20 protein-coding genes are annotated in these 19,145 nt (G+C 60.4%); 8 read left to right on the forward strand and 12 right to left on the reverse strand.

Translation table 11 applies throughout. The features are described 5' to 3' along the window. Positions 1-17 precede the first annotated feature (17 nt). Complete coding sequence (locus CI807_RS04130; protein ID WP_095013822.1) at positions 18-755, reverse strand: ABC transporter substrate-binding protein; 738 nt, start codon at positions 753-755, stop codon at positions 18-20. A gap of 201 nt (positions 756-956) precedes the next feature. On the opposite strand from CI807_RS04130, the gene CI807_RS04135 reads away from it, so the two are divergent. Then, positions 957-1,409, forward strand: a complete 453-nt coding sequence (locus CI807_RS04135) for a GNAT family N-acetyltransferase (RefSeq protein WP_095013823.1) — start codon at positions 957-959, stop codon at positions 1,407-1,409. On the opposite strand, the gene CI807_RS04140 is transcribed toward CI807_RS04135, so the two are convergent. The 3 genes from CI807_RS04140 to CI807_RS04150 are packed head-to-tail and all read right to left on the reverse strand — an operon-like array spanning position 1,406 to position 4,369. Beyond that, positions 1,406-1,702 (reverse strand): helix-turn-helix domain-containing protein, encoded by a 297-nt coding sequence (locus CI807_RS04140; protein WP_095013824.1) that lies wholly within the window; start codon positions 1,700-1,702, stop codon positions 1,406-1,408. The two genes, CI807_RS04135 and CI807_RS04140, sit on opposite strands and share 4 nt — an antisense overlap. A gap of 19 nt (positions 1,703-1,721) precedes the next feature. Then, positions 1,722-2,222: a M48 family metallopeptidase gene (locus tag CI807_RS04145; RefSeq protein ID WP_010207148.1), complete on the reverse strand. Its 501-nt coding sequence runs from the start codon at positions 2,220-2,222 to the stop codon at positions 1,722-1,724. A 41-nt stretch (positions 2,223-2,263) separates the two neighbouring features. Continuing rightward, the gene (locus CI807_RS04150) at positions 2,264-4,369 is read right to left on the reverse strand and encodes a bifunctional diguanylate cyclase/phosphodiesterase (RefSeq protein WP_095013825.1); all 2,106 of its coding nucleotides are present in this window, start codon (positions 4,367-4,369) and stop codon (positions 2,264-2,266) included. Between the two features lie 310 nt (positions 4,370-4,679). On the opposite strand from CI807_RS04150, the gene CI807_RS04155 reads away from it, so the two are divergent. Further along, on the forward strand, positions 4,680-5,345 hold the full coding sequence (locus CI807_RS04155; RefSeq protein ID WP_095013826.1) for a polysaccharide lyase family 7 protein: 666 nt from the start codon (positions 4,680-4,682) through the stop codon (positions 5,343-5,345). A 56-nt stretch (positions 5,346-5,401) separates the two neighbouring features. On the opposite strand, the gene fba is transcribed toward CI807_RS04155, so the two are convergent. The 6 genes from fba to tkt all read right to left on the reverse strand — a co-directional run bounded on the left by fba (position 5,402) and on the right by tkt (position 11,624). Beyond that, positions 5,402-6,466: a class II fructose-bisphosphate aldolase gene (gene fba, locus CI807_RS04160; protein ID WP_003177554.1), complete on the reverse strand. Its 1,065-nt coding sequence runs from the start codon at positions 6,464-6,466 to the stop codon at positions 5,402-5,404. Between the two features lie 124 nt (positions 6,467-6,590). Beyond that, a complete protein-coding gene (locus CI807_RS04165; RefSeq protein WP_095013827.1) occupies positions 6,591-6,926 on the reverse strand; it encodes an MliC family protein in 336 nt (111 codons plus the stop codon). 47 nt (positions 6,927-6,973) lie between these two features. Continuing rightward, on the reverse strand, positions 6,974-7,201 hold the full coding sequence (locus tag CI807_RS04170) for a hypothetical protein (RefSeq protein ID WP_095013828.1): 228 nt from the start codon (positions 7,199-7,201) through the stop codon (positions 6,974-6,976). Positions 7,202-7,230: 29 nt separating this feature from the next. Further along, positions 7,231-8,394, reverse strand: coding sequence for a phosphoglycerate kinase (locus CI807_RS04175; protein WP_095013829.1), 1,164 nt, complete (start codon positions 8,392-8,394; stop codon positions 7,231-7,233). Positions 8,395-8,411: 17 nt separating this feature from the next. Further along, on the reverse strand, positions 8,412-9,467 hold the full coding sequence (gene epd / locus CI807_RS04180) for an erythrose-4-phosphate dehydrogenase (RefSeq protein WP_095013830.1): 1,056 nt from the start codon (positions 9,465-9,467) through the stop codon (positions 8,412-8,414). Positions 9,468-9,626: 159 nt separating this feature from the next. Then, entirely contained in the window at positions 9,627-11,624 is a 1,998-nt protein-coding gene (gene tkt, locus CI807_RS04185; RefSeq protein ID WP_095013831.1) for a transketolase, read from the reverse strand. Between the two features lie 259 nt (positions 11,625-11,883). Here tkt and CI807_RS04190 point away from each other — a divergent pair, with 259 nt between their 5' ends. From CI807_RS04190 to CI807_RS04210, 5 genes are all read left to right on the forward strand, one after another. Continuing rightward, positions 11,884-12,879, forward strand: coding sequence for a metalloregulator ArsR/SmtB family transcription factor (locus CI807_RS04190; RefSeq protein ID WP_095013832.1), 996 nt, complete (start codon positions 11,884-11,886; stop codon positions 12,877-12,879). A 19-nt stretch (positions 12,880-12,898) separates the two neighbouring features. Then, entirely contained in the window at positions 12,899-14,089 is a 1,191-nt protein-coding gene (gene metK / locus CI807_RS04195; protein WP_028618258.1) for a methionine adenosyltransferase, read from the forward strand. A 211-nt stretch (positions 14,090-14,300) separates the two neighbouring features. Continuing rightward, positions 14,301-14,651, forward strand: a complete 351-nt coding sequence (locus CI807_RS04200; RefSeq protein WP_095013833.1) for a hypothetical protein — start codon at positions 14,301-14,303, stop codon at positions 14,649-14,651. Positions 14,652-14,746: 95 nt separating this feature from the next. After that, positions 14,747-16,411, forward strand: a complete 1,665-nt coding sequence (gene ligB, locus CI807_RS04205; protein ID WP_095013834.1) for an NAD-dependent DNA ligase LigB — start codon at positions 14,747-14,749, stop codon at positions 16,409-16,411. Between the two features lie 39 nt (positions 16,412-16,450). Further along, positions 16,451-16,846, forward strand: a complete 396-nt coding sequence (locus tag CI807_RS04210) for a DUF1090 domain-containing protein (protein ID WP_095013835.1) — start codon at positions 16,451-16,453, stop codon at positions 16,844-16,846. Between the two features lie 6 nt (positions 16,847-16,852). On the opposite strand, the gene CI807_RS04215 is transcribed toward CI807_RS04210, so the two are convergent. Further along, positions 16,853-17,302 carry a cytochrome c gene (locus CI807_RS04215; RefSeq protein WP_028618262.1) on the reverse strand — a complete coding sequence of 150 codons (450 nt, stop codon included), beginning with the start codon at positions 17,300-17,302 and terminating at the stop codon, positions 16,853-16,855. Positions 17,303-17,431: 129 nt separating this feature from the next. Between CI807_RS04215 and CI807_RS04220 the strand changes: the two genes are divergently transcribed. Then, positions 17,432-18,616, forward strand: coding sequence for a murein transglycosylase A (locus CI807_RS04220; RefSeq protein WP_095013836.1), 1,185 nt, complete (start codon positions 17,432-17,434; stop codon positions 18,614-18,616). Between the two features lie 113 nt (positions 18,617-18,729). Here CI807_RS04220 and CI807_RS04225 read toward each other — a convergent pair whose 3' ends face one another. Then, positions 18,730-19,116 carry an MAPEG family protein gene (locus CI807_RS04225; RefSeq protein ID WP_095013837.1) on the reverse strand — a complete coding sequence of 129 codons (387 nt, stop codon included), beginning with the start codon at positions 19,114-19,116 and terminating at the stop codon, positions 18,730-18,732. Positions 19,117-19,145: the final 29 nt, after the last annotated feature.

Consider the following 19,145-nt stretch of genomic DNA (forward strand, 5'->3'; position numbering starts at 1 on the left):
CGCGAGCAAGCTCGCTCCTACATCCCATGCTGCTTCATCAACCGCGCATAACTGCCATCCGCCTTCATCTTGGCAATCTCCCGGTCAAAGCTGGCGACGATCTGTTCATGCTCGGGGTTCTTCAAGCTCACTAAGATATGCAGACTGTTTTCACTCAAGGGCTTGGGTAAAAACTCCACCGAATTGCGCACCCGCGCCGACTCGCGGGAAAGGTAATAACGCGCCACATATTCATCCTCCACGGTCAGCCGCACCCGCTGCGCCGCAAGCATGCGCACCGCCATGGCGAAGTTATGCACCGGCACTTTCTGCAACTGCGCATCGCCATCGAACGCCGCCGAATAGGCATATCCACGCACCACGGCGATGGGGTAGTCGTGCAGTTGCTCAAGGTTCTGGAATTCAATGGGATCGTCACGCCGCTTGATGAAACGCACGCGATTGAGCAGGTATTCGCTGGAGAATTGCCCCAGTTGTGTGCGCGCATCGTCGTACCAGGCATTCACCAAGACGTCATAACGACCGTCGCCCACGCCCATCAACGCCCGGGCCCAAGGCACCTGTTCGAAATCACTGGCATAACCCGCGCGGGCCAGGGCGGTGCTGACGATATCAGTGGCCAGCCCGCCATTGATCAAGGTGGCGTCGGTAAAGGGTGGCCAGGCGTCCGCTACCAGGCGCAGACGCTGTGCGAGGGCCGGCTGGGCCAACAACAACACTCCAATCAAAGCAACGGCACGAGAGAATCGCGGCATGCTCAAAGTCCTTGGCAGGCAGGCGGTGGCCTTAGCTCAGGCGGGGCCTGAGGTTCTAACAGTAGCTCAGATTACACAAAGAAACCGGCGCAGGACGCACTCAGTGATGGCAATTTGATTTCACTCACAAAAATAGCCGATTTAGACACAAACGCCTGCCGCGCTTACTATCCGCAACAGACATCTATAAGAGAACATGCCATGACCGTTGAATGGGTTTGCAAGCACCACGATGACCTGGGCAAGGAGCAGCTTTACGCCATCCTGCGCCTGCGCAACGAGGTCTTCGTTGTCGAGCAGAAATGCGTCTACCAGGATCTCGACGGGCAGGATCTTTCCGGCGACACCCACCATTTGATGGCCTGGCAGGATGACCTGTTGGTGGCCTACCTGCGCCTGCTGGACCCAGAGACTCAAGGCGGTGACGTGGTGGTCGGCCGCGTGATTGTGGCACCGGTGGCGCGTGGCACCGGGCTGGGGCATCGGATGATGGAAGAAACACTCAAGCGGATTGAGGACATCTGGCCTGAAACACCGATATTCCTGTCAGCCCAGGCGCATTTGCAGGGCTACTACGGGCGTTATGGGTTTGTGGTGGCCGGAGAGGAATACCTGGAAGATGATATTCCGCACATCGGCATGAGAAAGGATTAGGGGTAACCCAGCACTTGCTTGATCTGCGCGAGATTGGCCTCGATCCAGCGCCGATCAATCGCTCCCCAGTCGCGAATCCGATAGTGCCCGGCGTGGTTGCGGGCACCGTCCTCCTGCTCGAATTCACACACAATGTCCAAGTCGGCCAACGCCGCTATCGTGTCCTGCGCCGTGCGCCGGGGCATGCCGGTGGCGTCGGTCAGCGCCGGGACATTACTGGCCTGCCCGCTGTCGATCAGGTAAGCCACATACAGGCGGCGATAGAAGCTGCTCTTGGTCTTGCTCACATCCATGGTCGGTCGCCTTGTACGGTCAGGGTTTGCCCTGCAGGTCGCGGTACGTGAGGTAGACGCGCAGGTCGAATTCCACCTGATGGTAGCCCGGCATCATGTACTCACAGAGTTTGTAGAACGCTTTGTTGTGGTCCGATTCCTTGAAGTGCGCCAGTTCGTGCACGACGATCATGCGCAGAAACTCCGGCGCGGCCTCCTTGAACAACGCGGCAATGCGAATCTCTTTCTTGGATTTAAGGTTGCCGCCCTGCACCCGGGAGATCGTTGTATGCAGGCCGAGGGCGCGGTGCGTCAGGTCCAGGCGGTTATCGAACAACACCTTGTCGATGGCCGGTGCATTGCGCAGGTGTTCCTGCTTCAAGGCCAGGGCGTAGGCGTACAGGGCCTTGTCGCTCTGTACGGCGTGGCGTTCGGGGTAACGTTGTTCCAGATAGGCACCCAACTGGTCCTTGGCAATCAGTTGGCGCACTTGTTCCTGGAGGGCGGCGGGATAGGCCTGGAGGTATTTCAGCGCGGTCATGGGGTCTGCAACAGGTTCGGATGGCCGTCAGTGTAACGAATTCAGCCCAGACGGGCGCGGCTCCAGCCCGTCACTTCCTCGGCCATCAACGGCTGCGCCGCCAACGGGCCCTGGATAAACGGGCAACCGTTGGCCTTGAGCCATTGGGCTTGCTCCTGGGTTTCGACACCTTCAGCGACTACCACAACCTCAAAATGCCCGCACAGCTCGATGATGCTGCGTGCCATCACCGCGTCCCGTGCGGAACCCGGCAGGCGCGCAACCAATTGCGGGTCGAGTTTGAGCGTATCGAACGCCAAATCGCGCAGATGCGCCAGGGAGCAATTGCCCAGGCCAAAGTCATCCAGAGCGGTGCGCACGCCGATCTGGCGCAACAGTTTGAGCTGCTTGGTCGACTCCTCAAGGTTACTCATCAGGCAGTCTTCACTGATTTCCACCTCCAGTTGTCGACCCTGCAACCCATGTCGCTCCATCACCTGCTGCAGTTGGCTGGCCAGGTTGGGCATATTGAACTGGTTGCTGGAGAGGCTCACGCTCAGCACCAGTTCATCACCAAATGTTGCCTGCCACACCTGGCGCTGCGCGGCGACCTGTTGATAAATCCAGGTGCTGAGCTGGCTGATCAACCGCGCCTCTTCCAGCAACGGCAGAAACAACCCCGGCGGCACATCGCCAACACTCGGATGCTGCCAGCGCAATAGCGCTTCAACGCCACGCAGGCGGCCGTCCTCCAGACAAACTTGAGGCTGATAGACCAGGGTGAAATCCTTGTTCTGAATCGCCGTGCGCACACTGTCTTCGAGCATCAGGCGCGAGCGGGCGCGGCCGTTCATTTCCTGGTCGTAATAGCGATATTGCTGACGGCCCGCGCGCTTGGCTTCGTACATGGCAATGTCGGCGGCGCGCAGCAGGCCATTCAAGTCCGAGCCACAATCCGGGAACGTGGCGATACCGATGCTGACACCCAGCATCACATCCAGGCCATCGATCTGCTGGCACACCGACACCCGTTCGATCAGTTTTTCCGCAATCTTCGCGGCTTGCTCCGGGAATTCCAGTTCCAGCAGCGCCGTGAATTCATCCCCGCCCATGCGCCCGAGCATATCGCCAGATCGCAAACAGGCCTGCATCTGTTCCGAGACCCAGCGCAACACCCGGTCGCCTGCGTCATGTCCCAACGAGTCATTAACCCGCTTGAAGCCATCCAGGTCCAGATACAGCAACACCAGAGATAGCTCATTACGCTCGCTGCGCAGCAATGTGTTCTCTGCTGCCTGGTGGAAACCACGCCGGTTCAACAACCCGGTCAACGGGTCGGTGACGGCCTGGAACTCCAGTTGCTGGTGCAGATGACGCACTTCGGACATGTCCAGCACGGTCACTACCATGGCCTTCTGCTCGGCAGGCAACGGCGCGCAAGACAGCGCCACCGGTACCTGCTGACCGCGACCGGTGCGTAAGATAGCGTCGTGCTGGCGCCACGTTTCGCCTTTGCGGTACGCCTCGAACATCGGGAACCCCAGCCAGGCCGGCACATGGGGTTTTTGCAGGAAACTCAGGAAGCTCTCTCCCTGCAATTCCGTCATGGTGGCATTCAGCAGCCGCGAAATAGCCGGGTTGGCGTACTCGATCACACTGCCCTCACCCACCACCAGAATGCCCTCGGCGGCGTTATCCAGCACCGATGCATTAAAGGCACGGGCGGACTCCAGGTCATGGCTCAGCCGCTGCAAGGCGCGACGATTACGCTGGTGCTCCAACAGGGCCTGGACCTTGGGCTTGAGAATATTCGGGTCAAACGGCTTGAACAGGTAATCGACGGCGCCACTGGCATAGCCCTCCAGCACTGCGGCGGGCGACTGGGCGTTGGCCGTAAGGAAGATGATCGGTGTCATGCGCGTGCGTTGGCTGCCGCGCATCAGGCGAGCCACTTCGAAGCCGTCCATGCCGGGCATGCGCACGTCCAGCAAGACCAGATCGACGTCGTGGGCGAGCAGCAACTCCAAGGCTTCCAGGCCAGAACCTGCGGTGATCACCCGCCAGTCTTCACGCTGCAAAAGCGCACGCATACTGACCAGGTTTTCCGGGTAGTCATCGACGACCAAAAGAACTGAACTGCCATCGGCGTGGTGTGGAGCGCATTCCATGCTACGTCTCTTCCTTGGGAGCCACTCCGGTCAATTCTGACAGAAAACCCGGACAAACTCTGAGGCCTCACTCTAGCCCCGCTTCCAAAAAAGCAGAAGTAACGACGGTGCCATCATTGCGCCAATTTTCAGGAAGCCGACTAACGGTCAACCGCTACAGCCCACGATTCACGGGAAACATGGCTTTTTGGCATTCATTTGACGCCAATAAGTTGCCATCAATCATTTAACAAGACGGTTAACACCACCTATAAAGAACCTGACTGGCCCACGGGCCAAAGCCTTCACCTTCTGTAAAAAGGCAAATGCCATGATCGACCTTTCAACCTGGAACCTCAGCATCCCGGTCGGCTCCCCGCCCGCGACCATCGACACCCCGAAGCTGATGAACGGCTTCAAAGACCAGTATTTCCAGGCCGAAGGCAGCAACGTGCAATTCTGGACACCCGTCACCGGCACTCGCACCGAGAACGCCGTGTACCCGCGCAGCGAATTGCGTGAAACCTACGCCGATGGGCGGCTACGCAACTGGACCTACCCCGACGCGGACAACTTCCTGCGCGCCACGCTGGCGGTCAATCAGGTGCCCTCCTCCGGCAAGATCGTCATCGGGCAGATTCACGCCTATGACAGCCAGAAACCGCTGATCAAGCTGGAATATCAATTCAAGGAAAAGACCCAGACCGGCAACATCGTCGCCAAAGTGCGCATGCGGCCGGACGAGGATGAAGGACGGGTGATCATCGTGGCGTCGAATGTGCCGCTGGAGAAGAGCTTTACCTATGTGATCAACCTCAACAAAGCCGGACTGCTCAGCGTGTATGCGGCGGATGGGGAGTGGAATGAGCGCATTGGTGCCGCGTGGGGGGCGAAGCCGTTGTATTTCAAGGCAGGCGCCTATGTGCAGGACAACAGTGGGGACAGCAAGGAAGGCGCACGGGTGACGTTTGCCAAGCTGGATATTGACCACGATTGAATTGCAGCCACAAAAAAGCCCGCATCGCTGCGGGCTTCTTTTATAAACGCTGAGGTTTAGTTCACCTTGGCGTTCAACTCACCTTTCAAATAACGCTGGTACATCGCTTCCAACGAGATCGGCTTGATCTTCGAAGCATTACCGGCAGTACCAAAGGCCTCATAACGCGCGATACACACATCACGCATCGCGGTCACGGTCGCGCCGAAGAACTTACGCGGGTCGAACTCGCTTGGGTTGGTGGCCATCAGGCGACGCATCGCACCGGTGGACGCCAGGCGCAGGTCGGTGTCGATGTTGACCTTGCGCACGCCGTACTTGATGCCTTCAACGATTTCTTCAACCGGCACGCCGTAGGTTTCTTTGATGTCGCCGCCGTACTGGTTGATGATCGCCAGCCACTCTTGCGGCACCGAGGAAGAACCGTGCATCACCAGGTGGGTGTTGGGGATGCGCTTGTGGATTTCCTTGATGCGGTCGATGGCCAGCACGTCGCCGGTAGGCGGCTTGGTGAACTTGTAGGCACCGTGGCTGGTACCGATGGCGATGGCCAGGGCGTCGACCTGGGTCTTTTTCACGAAGTCTGCGGCTTCTTCCGGGTCGGTCAGCATTTGGCTGTGATCCAGCACGCCTTCGGCGCCGATGCCGTCTTCTTCGCCGGCCATGCCGGTTTCCAGGGAACCCAGGCAACCCAGTTCGCCTTCAACCGATACGCCGCAGGCGTGGGCCATGGCCACGGTTTGTTGGGTGACGCGTACGTTGTACTCGTAGTCGGTCGGGGTCTTGCCGTCTTCGCCGAGGGAGCCGTCCATCATCACCGAGCTGAAGCCCAGTTGGATGGAGCGCTGGCACACGTCCGGGCTGGTACCGTGGTCCTGGTGCATGCACACCGGGATGTGCGGGAATTCTTCGATCGCGGCGAGGATCAGGTGACGCAGGAACGGGGCGCCAGCGTATTTGCGCGCACCGGCCGAAGCCTGGACGATCACGGGGGAGTCGGTCTTGTCAGCGGCTTCCATGATGGCGCGCATCTGCTCAAGGTTGTTGACGTTAAAGGCTGGGACGCCGTAGCCGAACTCGGCTGCGTGGTCCAGCATTTGACGCATGCTGATAAGTGCCATTGTGTTGTCTCTCCCGGTCGAGGGTCGTTAATCGTGCAAGCCTGCCGTAGCGGCGGCTGCTATTCAAGTTATTGCCGGCCAGGTTTTCAATACCTGGCCTGCTGAATCGTTATTGCTGTCAGGCTTACTGCGCTTTGCAGCCACGCCCGATCAAATCATCGGTGGCGACCCAGTAAACCAGGCCTTCCTCACCTTTTGTGTGAAACGCCAATTGGCCGTCGCTGTACAGCACGCCCGAGGCGGCAACGTCCTGCTTGAGGCGGTAAACCTGGTCGGAACCGCCCAAACGGACATCCACCTCGGATTTGGCCTGATTAGCAAAGCGCCAGTTCACCTCAGCCTTGCTGTCGCAGCTCCAGGTGGTCCACTTGTCGGCAGTTTCTGCCTTGTTGCTGAACATGTTCATGCTGCTGCAGCCGGCCAACAGGGCCAGGGCTGCCAGGGCGAAAACGCCTTTCATTGCCAATCCTCGTGAGGCGACCGATGGCCGCCAGTTGATCAGACCCGTCAAGGGCAACCCTGTTCCTGACCGTTGGGCGCGGCGTCGTATTTCTCCAGCCGTTCGTTGCCGATGCGCTTGTTGATCACCGGCATGGTCTCGGCTTGCCAGTCCGCCTGGTAGCAGCTCTTTTTTTGCTGCGCCGCAGGCTTGCCAGCGTCCGGCTCTGCGCTTGGCGTGCTGCCGCAGCCAGCCAACAGGCCCGCTGCGATCACCATTGCCAACGACTTGATCATGGGAACACTCCTTTTCCGGATCACGAGCCTCAGCCTTTGGCTCGGGTTTCCAACACTTCCACGGCCGGCAGAACTTTGCCTTCGACGAATTCAAGGAATGCGCCGCCACCGGTAGAAATGTAGGAGATTTGGTCAGCAACGCCATATTTATCGATGGCCGCCAGGGTGTCGCCGCCGCCGGCGATGGAGAAGGCCGAGCTTTCTGCGATGGCCTTGGCCAGCACTTTGGTGCCGTTACCGAACTGGTCGAATTCGAACACACCCACTGGACCGTTCCACAGGATGGTCTGCGAGGCTTTCAGCAGTTCGGCGAAGTTGGCTGCGGTTTGTGGGCCGATGTCCAGGATCATGTCGTCAGCGGCCACATCAGCGATCAGCTTGACGGTGGCTTCGGCGCTTTCGGCAAATTCCTTGGCGACCACGACGTCGACTGGCAGTGGCACGCTGACTTTGGCGGCGATGGCACGGGCCGTGTCGAGCAGGTCCGGTTCGTACAGGGACTTGCCCACCGGGTGACCGGCTGCAGCCAGGAAGGTGTTGGCGATACCGCCGCCAACGATCAGTTGGTTGCAGATCTGGCTCAGGCTGTTGAGCACGTCCAGTTTGGTGGACACCTTGGAGCCGGCCACGATGGCAGCCATTGGCTGAGCCGGAGCGCCCAGCGCCTTGCCCAGTGCGTCCAGCTCAGCAGCCAGCAGCGGGCCAGCGGCGGCAACCTTGGCGAACTTGGCCACGCCGTGGGTCGAACCCTCAGCACGGTGAGCGGTGCCAAACGCGTCCATCACGAACACGTCGCACAGCGCCGCATATTGCTGGGCCAGTTCGTCGCTGTTCTTTTTCTCGCCCTTGTTGAAGCGTACGTTTTCGAACAGCACGATGTCGCCAGCTTTGACGTCCACACCGCCCAGGTAATCAGTCACCAGCGGCACGTCGCGGCCCAGGGCCTTGCTGAGGTAATCGGCGACAGGCTTGAGGCTGTTTTCGGCGGAGAACTCACCTTCGGTCGGACGACCCAGGTGGGAGCAGACCATCACGGCCGCGCCTTTTTCCAGGGCCAGCTTGATGGTCGGCAGCGAGGCCAGGATTCGCGCATCGCTGGTGACAACACCGTCCTTGACTGGGACGTTGAGGTCTTCGCGGATCAGTACGCGCTTACCTTGCAGATCGAGGTCGGTCATCTTCAACACGGTCATGGGTCGCAGTTCCTGAATTACTGTTGAGGTTGTTTAGAGGCGATGTGCAGATAATGTTCCGCAACATCCAACATTCGGTTGGCAAAGCCCCATTCGTTGTCGAACCAGGCCAGGATATTCACCAGCCGTGGGCCGGAAACGCGGGTCTGGCTGGCATCGACAATCGCCGAATGCGGGTCATGGTTGAAATCACAACTGGCGTGGGGCAACTCGGTGTAGGCCAGCAAGCCTTTGAGCGGGCCGCTGGTGGCGGCGTCGCGCAGGATCCGGTTGACCTCCATCGCATCGGTGTCGCTGACGGTTTGCATGGTGATGTCCAGGCAGGACACGTTCACCGTCGGCACCCGTACGGCTTTGGCCTGGATTCGCCCGGCAAGTTCCGGCAGCAGTCGCTCGATACCGCGCGCCAGGCCGGTGGACACCGGAATCACTGACTGGAACGCCGAGCGCGTACGACGCAGGTCTTCATGATGGTAGGCGTCGATCACCGGCTGGTCGTTCATCGCCGAGTGGATCGTGGTGATCGACACGTAGTCCAGGCCGATCGCCTGATCCAGCAAGCGCAACAGCGGCACGCTGCAGTTGGTGGTGCAGGAGGCGTTGGACACCAGCAACTCGGCGCCGGTCAGGCAATCCTGGTTGATACCGTAGACGATGGTGGCGTCGACGTCCGACTCGCTCGCCATCGGCTGGGAAAACAGCACACGCGGTGCGCCGGCGTCGAGGAAACGCTGGCCATCGGCGCGGGTGTGATAGACACCGGAACATTCCAGCACCAGGTCGACGCCCAGTGCTTTCCAGTCGATGCCTTCGGGAGTGGCACTGCGCAGGACCTGCACGCAGTTGCCATTAATGTGCAGACAATCGCCTTCGACCCGCACTTCGCCAGGGAAGCGGCCGTGGGTGGAGTCAAAGCGTGTCAGGTATTCGATGCTGGCCATGTCGGCCAGATCATTGATCGCGACAATTTCAAACCCGGCCGCCGCCCCTCGCTCGAACAGAGCACGCAAGACGCAACGACCAATGCGGCCGTAGCCGTTGAGTGCAACTTTGTAGGGACGCGGTTGAGGCATGGGGTTCTCGATTACCTTGGGTAAAGGGGTGGCTGTCACACCGCTTTCGCGAGCAAGCCCGCTCCCACATTTTGACCGCATTCTCATGCTGGAACTCGGTCAAGTGTGGGAGCGGGCTTGCTCGCGAAGGCGTCAGTACAGCCACCCCGATTTACAGCCTTAGTCTTCCAGCAGCTCTTCAGCCTGACCCAGGATGTTTTCCAGGGTGAAACCGAACTCTTCGAACAACGCTGGCGCCGGCGCCGACTCACCGTAGGTGGTCATGCCGATCACGCGGCCTTCCAGGCCCACGTATTTGTACCAGTAGTCGGCGTGAGCCGCTTCGATAGCGATACGCGCGCTGACCTGCAACGGCAGCACCGATTGCTTGTAGCCGGCGTCCTGGGCTTCGAACACGCTGGTGCACGGCATGGACACAACGCGTACGTTGCGGCCTTGGGCAGTCAGCTTGTCATAGGCTTGAACGGTCAGGCCCACTTCGGAACCGGTGGAGATCAGGATCAGCTCCGGCTCGCCGATGCAGTCCTTGAGCACGTAGCCGCCACGGCTGATGTCGGCGATCTGCGCGTCGGTACGCACTTGGTGCTGCAGGTTCTGACGCGAGAAGATCAGCGCCGAAGGGCCGTCCTTACGCTCGATGGCGTGCTTCCAGGCCACGGCGGATTCCACCGCGTCGGCTGGGCGCCAGCAATCCAGGTTCGGCGTGGTGCGCAGGCTGGTCAGTTGCTCGACCGGCTGGTGCGTCGGGCCGTCTTCACCGAGGCCGATGGAGTCGTGGGTGTAGACGTGGATCACGCGCTTCTTCATCAGCGCGGCCATGCGTACGGCGTTGCGGGCGTATTCCATGAACATCAGGAAGGTCGCGCCGTAAGGCACCAGGCCGCCGTGCAGGGATACGCCGTTCATGATGGCGCTCATGCCGAACTCACGTACGCCGTAGTACATGTAGTTGCCGCTGGCGTCTTCCGCCGACACGCCTTTGCAGCCTTTCCACAGGGTCAGGTTGGAACCGGCCAGGTCAGCCGAACCGCCGAGGATCTCCGGCAGCAGCGGGCCAAAGGCGTTCAGGGTGTTCTGGCTGGCTTTACGGCTGGCGATGGTCTCGCCCTTGGCCGCGACTTCGGCGATGTAGGCCGAGGCTTTTTCCGAGAAGTCGGCAGGCAGGTCACCGGCAAGGCGACGGACCAGCTCATTGGCCAGCTCAGGGAATTCGGCGGAGTAGGCCGCGAAACGCTGGTCCCACTCGGCTTCGGTGGCCAGGCCTTTTTCCTTGGCATCCCATTCGGCGTAGATGTCGGCCGGAATTTCGAACGGGCCGTGGTTCCACTTCAGGGCTTCACGGGTCAAGGCGATTTCCGCGTCACCCAGCGGGGCGCCGTGGCAGTCTTCTTTACCCTGCTTGTTCGGCGAACCGAAACCGATGGTGGTCTTGCAGCAGATCAGGGTCGGCTGCGCGCTCTTGCGGGCGGTGTCGATGGCGGTCTTGATCTCTTCCGGATCGTGGCCGTCGACGTTGCGGATCACCTGCCAGTTGTAGGCTTCGAAACGCTTAGGGGTGTCATCGGTAAACCAGCCTTCGACTTCGCCGTCGATGGAGATGCCGTTGTCATCGTAGAACGCGATCAGCTTGCCCAGGCCCAGGGTGCCAGCCAGGGAAGCGACTTCGTGGGAAATGCCTTCCATCATGCAGCCATCACCCAGGAACACATAGGTGTGGTGATCGACGATGTCGTGGCCAGGGCGGTTGAACTGCGCGCCCAGGACTTTCTCAGCCAGCGCGAAGCCAACGGCGTTGGCCAGGCCTTGGCCCAGGGGACCGGTGGTGGTCTCAACGCCTGGGGTGTAGCCGAATTCCGGGTGGCCCGGGGTGCGGCTGTGCAGTTGACGGAAGCTTTTCAGGTCGTCGATGGTGACGTCGTAGCCGGTCAGGTGCAGCAGCGAGTAGATCAGCATCGAACCGTGGCCGTTGGACAGCACGAAGCGGTCGCGGTCGGCGAACGATGGATTGGTCGGGTTGTGTTTCAGGTAGTCACGCCAAAGCACCTCGGCGATATCCGCCATGCCCATCGGGGCACCGGGATGGCCGCTGTTGGCTTTTTGCACGGCATCCATGCTGAGGGCACGAATGGCGTTGGCACGCTCACGACGGCTGGGCATCGCTGATCTCCTGGGGTTTGCTGAAAAGAAACGGAAAAAAGGACCGGCATTTTCCCTCAGCCACCGCCTGTGGGCAATGACAGATAGTCACTTGAGGACGTTTTTCCTGTGCTTTGGGCATCAATCCCTTGCAGAAACCTTTAGCCGGTTCGTCTAAAGGTTATAGCGGCGGCTTATAACCGCCACTTATCGATCAATATCAAAACTTTTTGATATTGGCCTTGCGATGCACTCGACCCGTCACTAGACTGCTGGCCTTATGAATCTACCCATGCCCTCACTGCGCCCCGACGACGGCGATGAACTGGCAGCCTTGTGCAAGGCCGCTGGCGATCCGTTGCGTCTAAACGTGTTGCGCGCACTGGCCAACGATTCCTTCGGCGTACTGGAACTGGCGCAGATCTTTGCCATTGGCCAATCCGGCATGAGCCATCACTTGAAGGTGCTGGCCCAGGCCGACCTGGTGGCCACCCGCCGCGAAGGCAATGCGATTTTCTACCGCCGCGCCCTGCCCCATACCGAGCTGCTGGGCGGCAAGCTGCACGCAGCCCTGCTTGAAGAAGTGGATAACCTGAGCCTGCCCAGCGACGTACAGTCGCGCATCGGCCAGGTGCATGGGCAACGCGCCGCCGCCAGCCAGGATTTTTTCGCACGGGTTGCCGAGAAATTTCGCGCCCAGCAAGACCTGATTGCTGGCCTTGCCCAATACCGCGACAGCGTATTGGCGCTGCTCGACAAATTGAGCTTCAGTGATGACGCCACGGCACTGGAAGTCGGCCCTGGCGACGGCGGCTTCCTGCCAGAGCTGGCGCGGCGCTTCCAGCAAGTCACCGCACTGGACAACAGCCCGGCGATGCTCGAACTGGCACGCCAGCTCTGTGAGCGCGAGTCGCTGGGCAATGTCAGCCTGCAGTTGGCCGACGCATTGAACAGCACAACGATCAAGGCCGACTGCGTGGTGTTGAACATGGTCTTGCACCATTTCGCCGCCCCCGCTGACGCCCTCAAGCAAATGGCCGGGCTGCTGCACCCCGGCGGTAGCCTGCTGGTTACGGATTTATGCAGCCACAACCAGAATTGGGCCAGGGAGGCCTGCGGTGATCTCTGGCTGGGTTTTGAACAGGATGATCTGGCCCGTTGGGCCACCGCTGCGGGACTTGTTCCCGGGGAAAGCCTCTATGTAGGTTTACGTAATGGTTTCCAGATTCAGGTCCGCCATTTTCAGCGGCCGGCTGGCGACACTCACCATCGGTAAATATCAGGAAAACATCGAGATGAGCGAATACTCCCTTTTCACCTCCGAGTCCGTGTCTGAAGGGCATCCGGACAAAATCGCCGACCAGATTTCTGACGCGGTGCTGGACGCCATCATTGCTGAAGACAAGTTCGCCCGTGTGGCGTGCGAGACTCTGGTGAAAACCGGTGTAGCGATCATCGCTGGCGAAGTGACCACCACGGCCTGGGTTGACCTGGAGCAGATCGTTCGTGACGTGATCACCGACATCGGCTACACCAGCTCCGACGTCGGTTTCGACGGCGCGACCTGCGGCGTGATGAACATCATCGGCAAGCAATCCCCGGACATCAACCAGGGTGTCGACCGTGCCAAGCCTGAAGATCAAGGCGCCGGCGACCAAGGCCTGATGTTCGGCTATGCCAGCAACGAAACCGACGTGCTGATGCCTGCGCCGATCACCTTCTCGCATCAGCTGGTGCAGCGTCAGGCCGAAGCGCGTAAATCCGGCTTGCTGCCGTGGCTGCGCCCGGACGCCAAGTCACAGGTGACCTGCCGTTACGAAGGCGGCAAAGTCGTCGGTATCGACGCTGTCGTACTGTCGACCCAGCACAACCCGGACGTGTCCTACGCCGACCTGCGCGAAGGCGTGATGGAGCTGATCGTCAAGCACGTGCTGCCGGCCGAACTGCTGAGCAAGGACACCCAGTTCCACATCAACCCGACTGGCCAGTTCATCATCGGCGGCCCAGTGGGCGACTGTGGCCTGACCGGTCGCAAGATCATCGTCGACAGCTACGGCGGCATGGCCCGTCACGGCGGTGGCGCGTTCTCGGGTAAAGATCCATCCAAGGTTGACCGTTCGGCAGCCTATGCAGGTCGTTACGTGGCCAAGAACATCGTCGCCGCCGGCCTGGCCGAGCGTTGCGAGATCCAGGTTTCCTACGCCATTGGTGTGGCCCAGCCTACGTCGATCTCGCTGAATACCTTCGGCACCGGCAAGATCAGCGATGACAAGATCGTGAAGCTGGTGCGTGAGATCTTCGACCTGCGCCCTTACGCGATCACCACCATGCTCGACCTGCTGCACCCGATGTACCAGGAAACCGCAGCCTACGGCCACTTCGGGCGTACCCCTGCGCAGAAGACTGTCGGCGACGACACCTTCACCACCTTCACCTGGGAAAAAACCGACCGCGCCAACGACCTGCGCACTGCCGCCGGCCTGTAATCGCTCTCGATGCACAAGAGCCCCGCCGGGTTATTCCGGCGGGGCTTTTTTATTGCGCGACGACCTTCACGCTTTTTGGATCCAAAGCTTGCAGGCCCAATGATGGCCCCTTAGAATCCGCGCCCTCTCGGGCCCGTCACCTTATTTGGATATTGCCCTGCGCCAGCCCGGGATTCATCAGCGCGCAGGCAATCGAACATTGAGGTTTTTCATGCGCATTTCCACGCTCGCCCCTGCCGCCCTTCTGCTCAGCCTGTTCGCCCTGCCGGTCAATGCCGCCGACCTGAGCGCACTGAGTGGCGCCCTGAGCGCCCAACTGGGTGGCGGCAACTCCGGCGATTGCCAGAAACAAGCCAACGACCTGCAAGCCAAGATCGATGCCGCCGAAGCCCAGAAAGACACCCTGAAAGTGAAGGCCTTCAAAGCCGCCCAGGACCAGATCAACAAAGGTTGTGACAAACTTTCTGAAGCCCAGGCCAAAGCCGACGCCAAGCAGCAAACACAGGAGGCCAAGGCGGATAAGCCCGACGCCGTGAAAGCCTTGGGTGGTCTGTTCAAGTAAATAGAAACACCCAGTAAAAAGCCCCGCAGCGTCGGGGCTTTTTTGTGCCTGAGTGGATCATTTAGGCTGGGCACCCTTTTCGAGCAAGGATGCTCATGATGCATTTACTGCTAGCACTTTTACTCAGCATTTTACCCAGCGTGGGGTGGGCCGAGGAGTGTCCCGACACAGACCGGGCACAGGTCAACACCCTGGCCGAACAGATACGCTTGTGGGACGACAGCTACCACCGCCTCAACCAATCCCCCGTCAGCGACGAACTCTATGACCAGGCGCGTCAACGCCTGGCCCGCTGGCGCCAATGTTTCCCCGATGCCCTCACGAAACCCGACAAGCCACTGGCGAGTTCACGCGGCACCCGAGCTCACCCCATTGCCCATACTGGTCTTGAGAAGCTGCCAGATGAACAGGCGGTCGGTACCTGGCTGCAAACACGCGAAGAGGTATGGATTCAACCCAAGGTGGATGGCGTGGCGGTGACGCTGGTCTATCAACGAGGTCGCCTGCGGCACGTCATCAGCCGGGGCGACGGCTTGATGGGCCGCGACTGGTCAGTGTCCGCGCGCAAGATCCCCGGCATTGTCCAGCAACTGCCGGAGCCTATCGACCTGGTGCTGCAAGGCGAACTCTATTGGCGACTCGACGACCATGTGCAATCGGCAAACGGCGGGCTCAATGCCCGCAGCAAGGTGGCCGGGCTGATGAACCGCCTGCAACTGAGCGACGCCGACGCGGCCGGCATAGGACTGTTCGTGTGGGCGTGGCCGGAGGGGCCTGACTCGTTTACCGAGCGCCTGGCCACACTGGCACGCTGGGGTTTTACCGATAGCCGACGCTACAGTCAGCCCATCCGGGATATCGCCGACGCCACGCACTGGCGCGCCTATTGGTACAACCATCCATTGCCATTCGCCAGCGATGGGGTGGTGCTGCACCAGGCGCAGCGCGCACCCGCCCAACGCTGGCAGGCCAGTGAACCTTATTGGGCGGTGGCCTGGAAGTACCCGGCGGCCAAGGCCCTGGCACTGGTGCGCAACGTGCAATTCAAGATCGGCCGCACCGGACGCATCACGCCCATGCTTGAGCTGGAACCCGTGCGGTTGGATGACCGGCAGATCAGCCGGGTGAGCACCGGCTCATTGAAGCGTTGGCAAGCGCTGGATATCCGACCTGGCGACCAGGTCTCCATCAGCCTGGCGGGCCAGGTGATCCCGCGACTGGATGAAGTCATCCTGCGAAACCCTCATAGGGCAGACCTGAAAGTGCCTGACCCACGGGACTATCATGCTTTGAGCTGCTGGCAACTGGACCCTGGCTGCGAAGAGCAGTTACTCGCACGCCTGACCTGGCTGAGCAGCAATCAAGGCCTTGCATTACCCCATATAGGGCGTGAGACCTGGAACATATTGATCCAGGCCGGTCTAATCGCAGGCTTTCTCGATTGGTTAACCCTGGATGCGGCAGAGCTTGCTAACATTGATGGCTTGGGTGATCGCAGCCGCGCGCGCGTGCTCGAAAGCCTCCATAACGCGCGGCAACAGTCCTTTGCTCAATGGCTCAAAGCCTTAGGCGTACCGCCTGCGGCACGCAACAACCTGGAAGGCGACTGGCAGACGCTGGTCGCGCGCGACACCCAGGCCTGGCAGGCCATTGATGGCATCGGCCCGGGCCGTGCGGCGCAACTGAGCGCTTTTTTCCGCGACCCGCAAGTACAGGCCTTGGCAGACACATTACACGTGGCCGGCATCGACGGTTTTTGAACCCGAGCCGACCATCAGATTACGACCTTGGAGTCCCACATGAAATTTCTAGCACCCTTTGCCCTGTTGACCTTGGCAAGCTTCATGGCGACCCCCGTGCTGGCCGCCGAAGAGGCGCCTCAGCTCACCGGCTGCGCCGCCAAGCGCCAAGCCATCAGCGCCCAGATCGAACAGGCCAAGGCCCACGGCAACAGCGCCCAGCAAGCCGGCCTGGAAAAAGCCCTGAGCGAAGTCACCGCCAATTGCACCGACGCGTCCTTGAAGAAGGAGCGCGAAAACAAGGTGCTGGATGCCAAGCATGAAGTCAGCCGCCGTCAGGCCGACCTCGACAAGGCCATGAAAAAAGGCGACGCAGACAAGATCAACAAACGTAAGGACAAACTCGCCGAGTCCCGCAAAGAACTGCAGGACGCGGTGGAAGAACTCGATCAGTAAAACCGGTCAGTGGTCCCGGAACTGCTTATGGCAGGCGCTGCAGGCATCTTCGACTTTCTGCACCGCCGGCCCCAGGTTGCTGGCCTTGTAAGGCTGAACCTGGCTCGCGGTCACCAATTCACCGGTGGCCGCTTCCAGGTCGCGGGCCAGTTGCTGGAATTGCGCCTGCTTCTGCCAGACATCATCCTTGGCACTGGTGTGATCTTCTTCGCGCACGCTCGGAAAATGCTTCCAAGGCTCATGGGACAACGCGTCCAACTTGACCGCGCCTTCGGCAAATTTGGCGCCGTCGAACGGGATGCGCCCGCGCAGCATGCCACCCAGGTCTTCGCCTGTCTTGAGCATCTGTTTGAAGATCGCCTTGCGCTGGCCCAGCGGCGAATTCGGGTCTACGCCGCCACAGGCGGACAATGTCAGGCAGGCCAGCAATACAACGGTCAGTCTTTTAAAAGTCATGGTGGCTTCGAGGTCACGGGAAACGGCGGCCAGTATCCTCGCCCCGCCCGCAAAGACCAATAGCCCTATTAATAATAAGGGTTGCCCAGCAGCGTTGCGACGCGGGCAACCGCTTCAGGAAGTGTTTGTATGAACCTCAGCTTGAAACCCTGGAGCCGACGCCTGGCGTGGGCTCTGCCGATGATCGCACTGCTGGCCGGCTGCGACGCGGGCAAAGAAACAGCCAAAGATGAAACACCCAAGCCTCACGCCGTCGCCACTTATGTCAATGCGCCGTGGGAAGCGTTGCCGGCGGTGTCCGACAGCGACTTGCTGGCGGGATTTGAATCCTGGCGCAGCGCCTGCCAACGCCTCAAGGCGGACCCGATCTGGGGTGCGACGTGCGCAGCCGCTGCGACCGTGCCCGCTAATGCTGCGGCGGTGCGGGGCTTCCTCAAGGAGCGTCTGGATGTGTTCGGCCTGCGCTCTGCCGACAACACGCCCAACGGCTTGATCACCGGCTACTACGAACCGGTCTACCCCGGCAGCCTGACTAAAACCGCCAAAGCCAACGTGCCGGTATACGGCGTGCCGGACGACCTGATCATCGTCAACCTGGAAAGTATCTACCCCGAACTCAAGGGCAAGCGCCTGCGCGGTCGCCTGGAAGGTCGTGTGCTCAAGCCTTACGACGATGCCAGCGCCATCAACGGCCAGGGTTCCACCGCCAAACCGATTGCCTGGCTGACGGACCCGATGGACCTGCAGTTCCTGCAAATCCAGGGCTCGGGCCGCATCCAACTGGCCGGCGGGCGCCAACTGCGCGTCGGTTATGGCGACCAAAACGGCTACCCCTATCGCCCTATCGGCCGCTGGTTGGTGGAGCAAGGCGAGCTGAAGAAAGAAGACGTCACCATGGGTGCCATCAGCGCCTGGGCCAAGGCGCACCCGCAACGCATTCCGGAACTGCTGGCGAGCAACCCGAGCTATGTGTTCTTCAGCGCGCGCCCCGACAGCAACGAAGGCCCACGTGGCTCCTTGAACGTGCCATTGACCGCCGGCTACAGCGTGGCGGTGGATCGCAAGGTGATTCCGCTGGGCAGTCTGTTATGGCTGTCGACCACCAAGCCCGACGGATCGCCAATCGCACGCCCCGTCGCTGCACAGGACACCGGTGGCGCGATCACGGGTGAAGTGCGTGCAGATTTGTTCTGGGGCACCGGCGATGCGGCGGGTGAACTGGCCGGGAACATGAAGCAGCAGGGGCAGATCTGGATGTTGTGGCCAAAGGGTGCAGCGTTGCCCCAGGTGCCGGATGCGCCGGCGGGGAACTGACCTTCGCTGAAACCCCACTGTAGGAGCGAGCTTGCTCGCGAAGACCCCAAGTGCGCCGCGTTAAATCTGGAAGGGTGCGTTATCGTTGACGTTTTTCGCGAGCAAGCTCGCTCCTACATCGAGACAAAGAAGAAACTCGCAATCAACGCCATCCCCACGAACCACACCAGCGAACGCAGCATCGCCCAGTCTGCCAGGTAGCAGATGATGTACAGCAGGCGGCTGGTGATAAACAGCACAGCCAGAACATTGATGGTCACCAATTCGGCCGTGCCGGCCAGGTGCGCGATGATCACTGCCGCCGCGAAGGCCGGCGTGACTTCAAAACTGTTGAGCTGAGCACTGTGGGCACGCTTGGCAAACCCTTCAAGGGTGTCCAGGAAAGCACGCGGGTCATGATTCTGCCGTGGGCCGAACTTGCCACCGCTGAACTTGGCCACACCTGTGCACAGGTAGGGTAGAAAAATTGCGATCAACACACACCAGAAAGCGACCGTCATCACACATTCCTTTTGTAGTTTTAAATAGC

Origin of the sequence: Pseudomonas sp. NS1(2017), from assembly GCF_002269425.1 — a bacterium.
GTDB lineage: Bacteria > Pseudomonadota > Gammaproteobacteria > Pseudomonadales > Pseudomonadaceae > Aquipseudomonas > Aquipseudomonas reactans.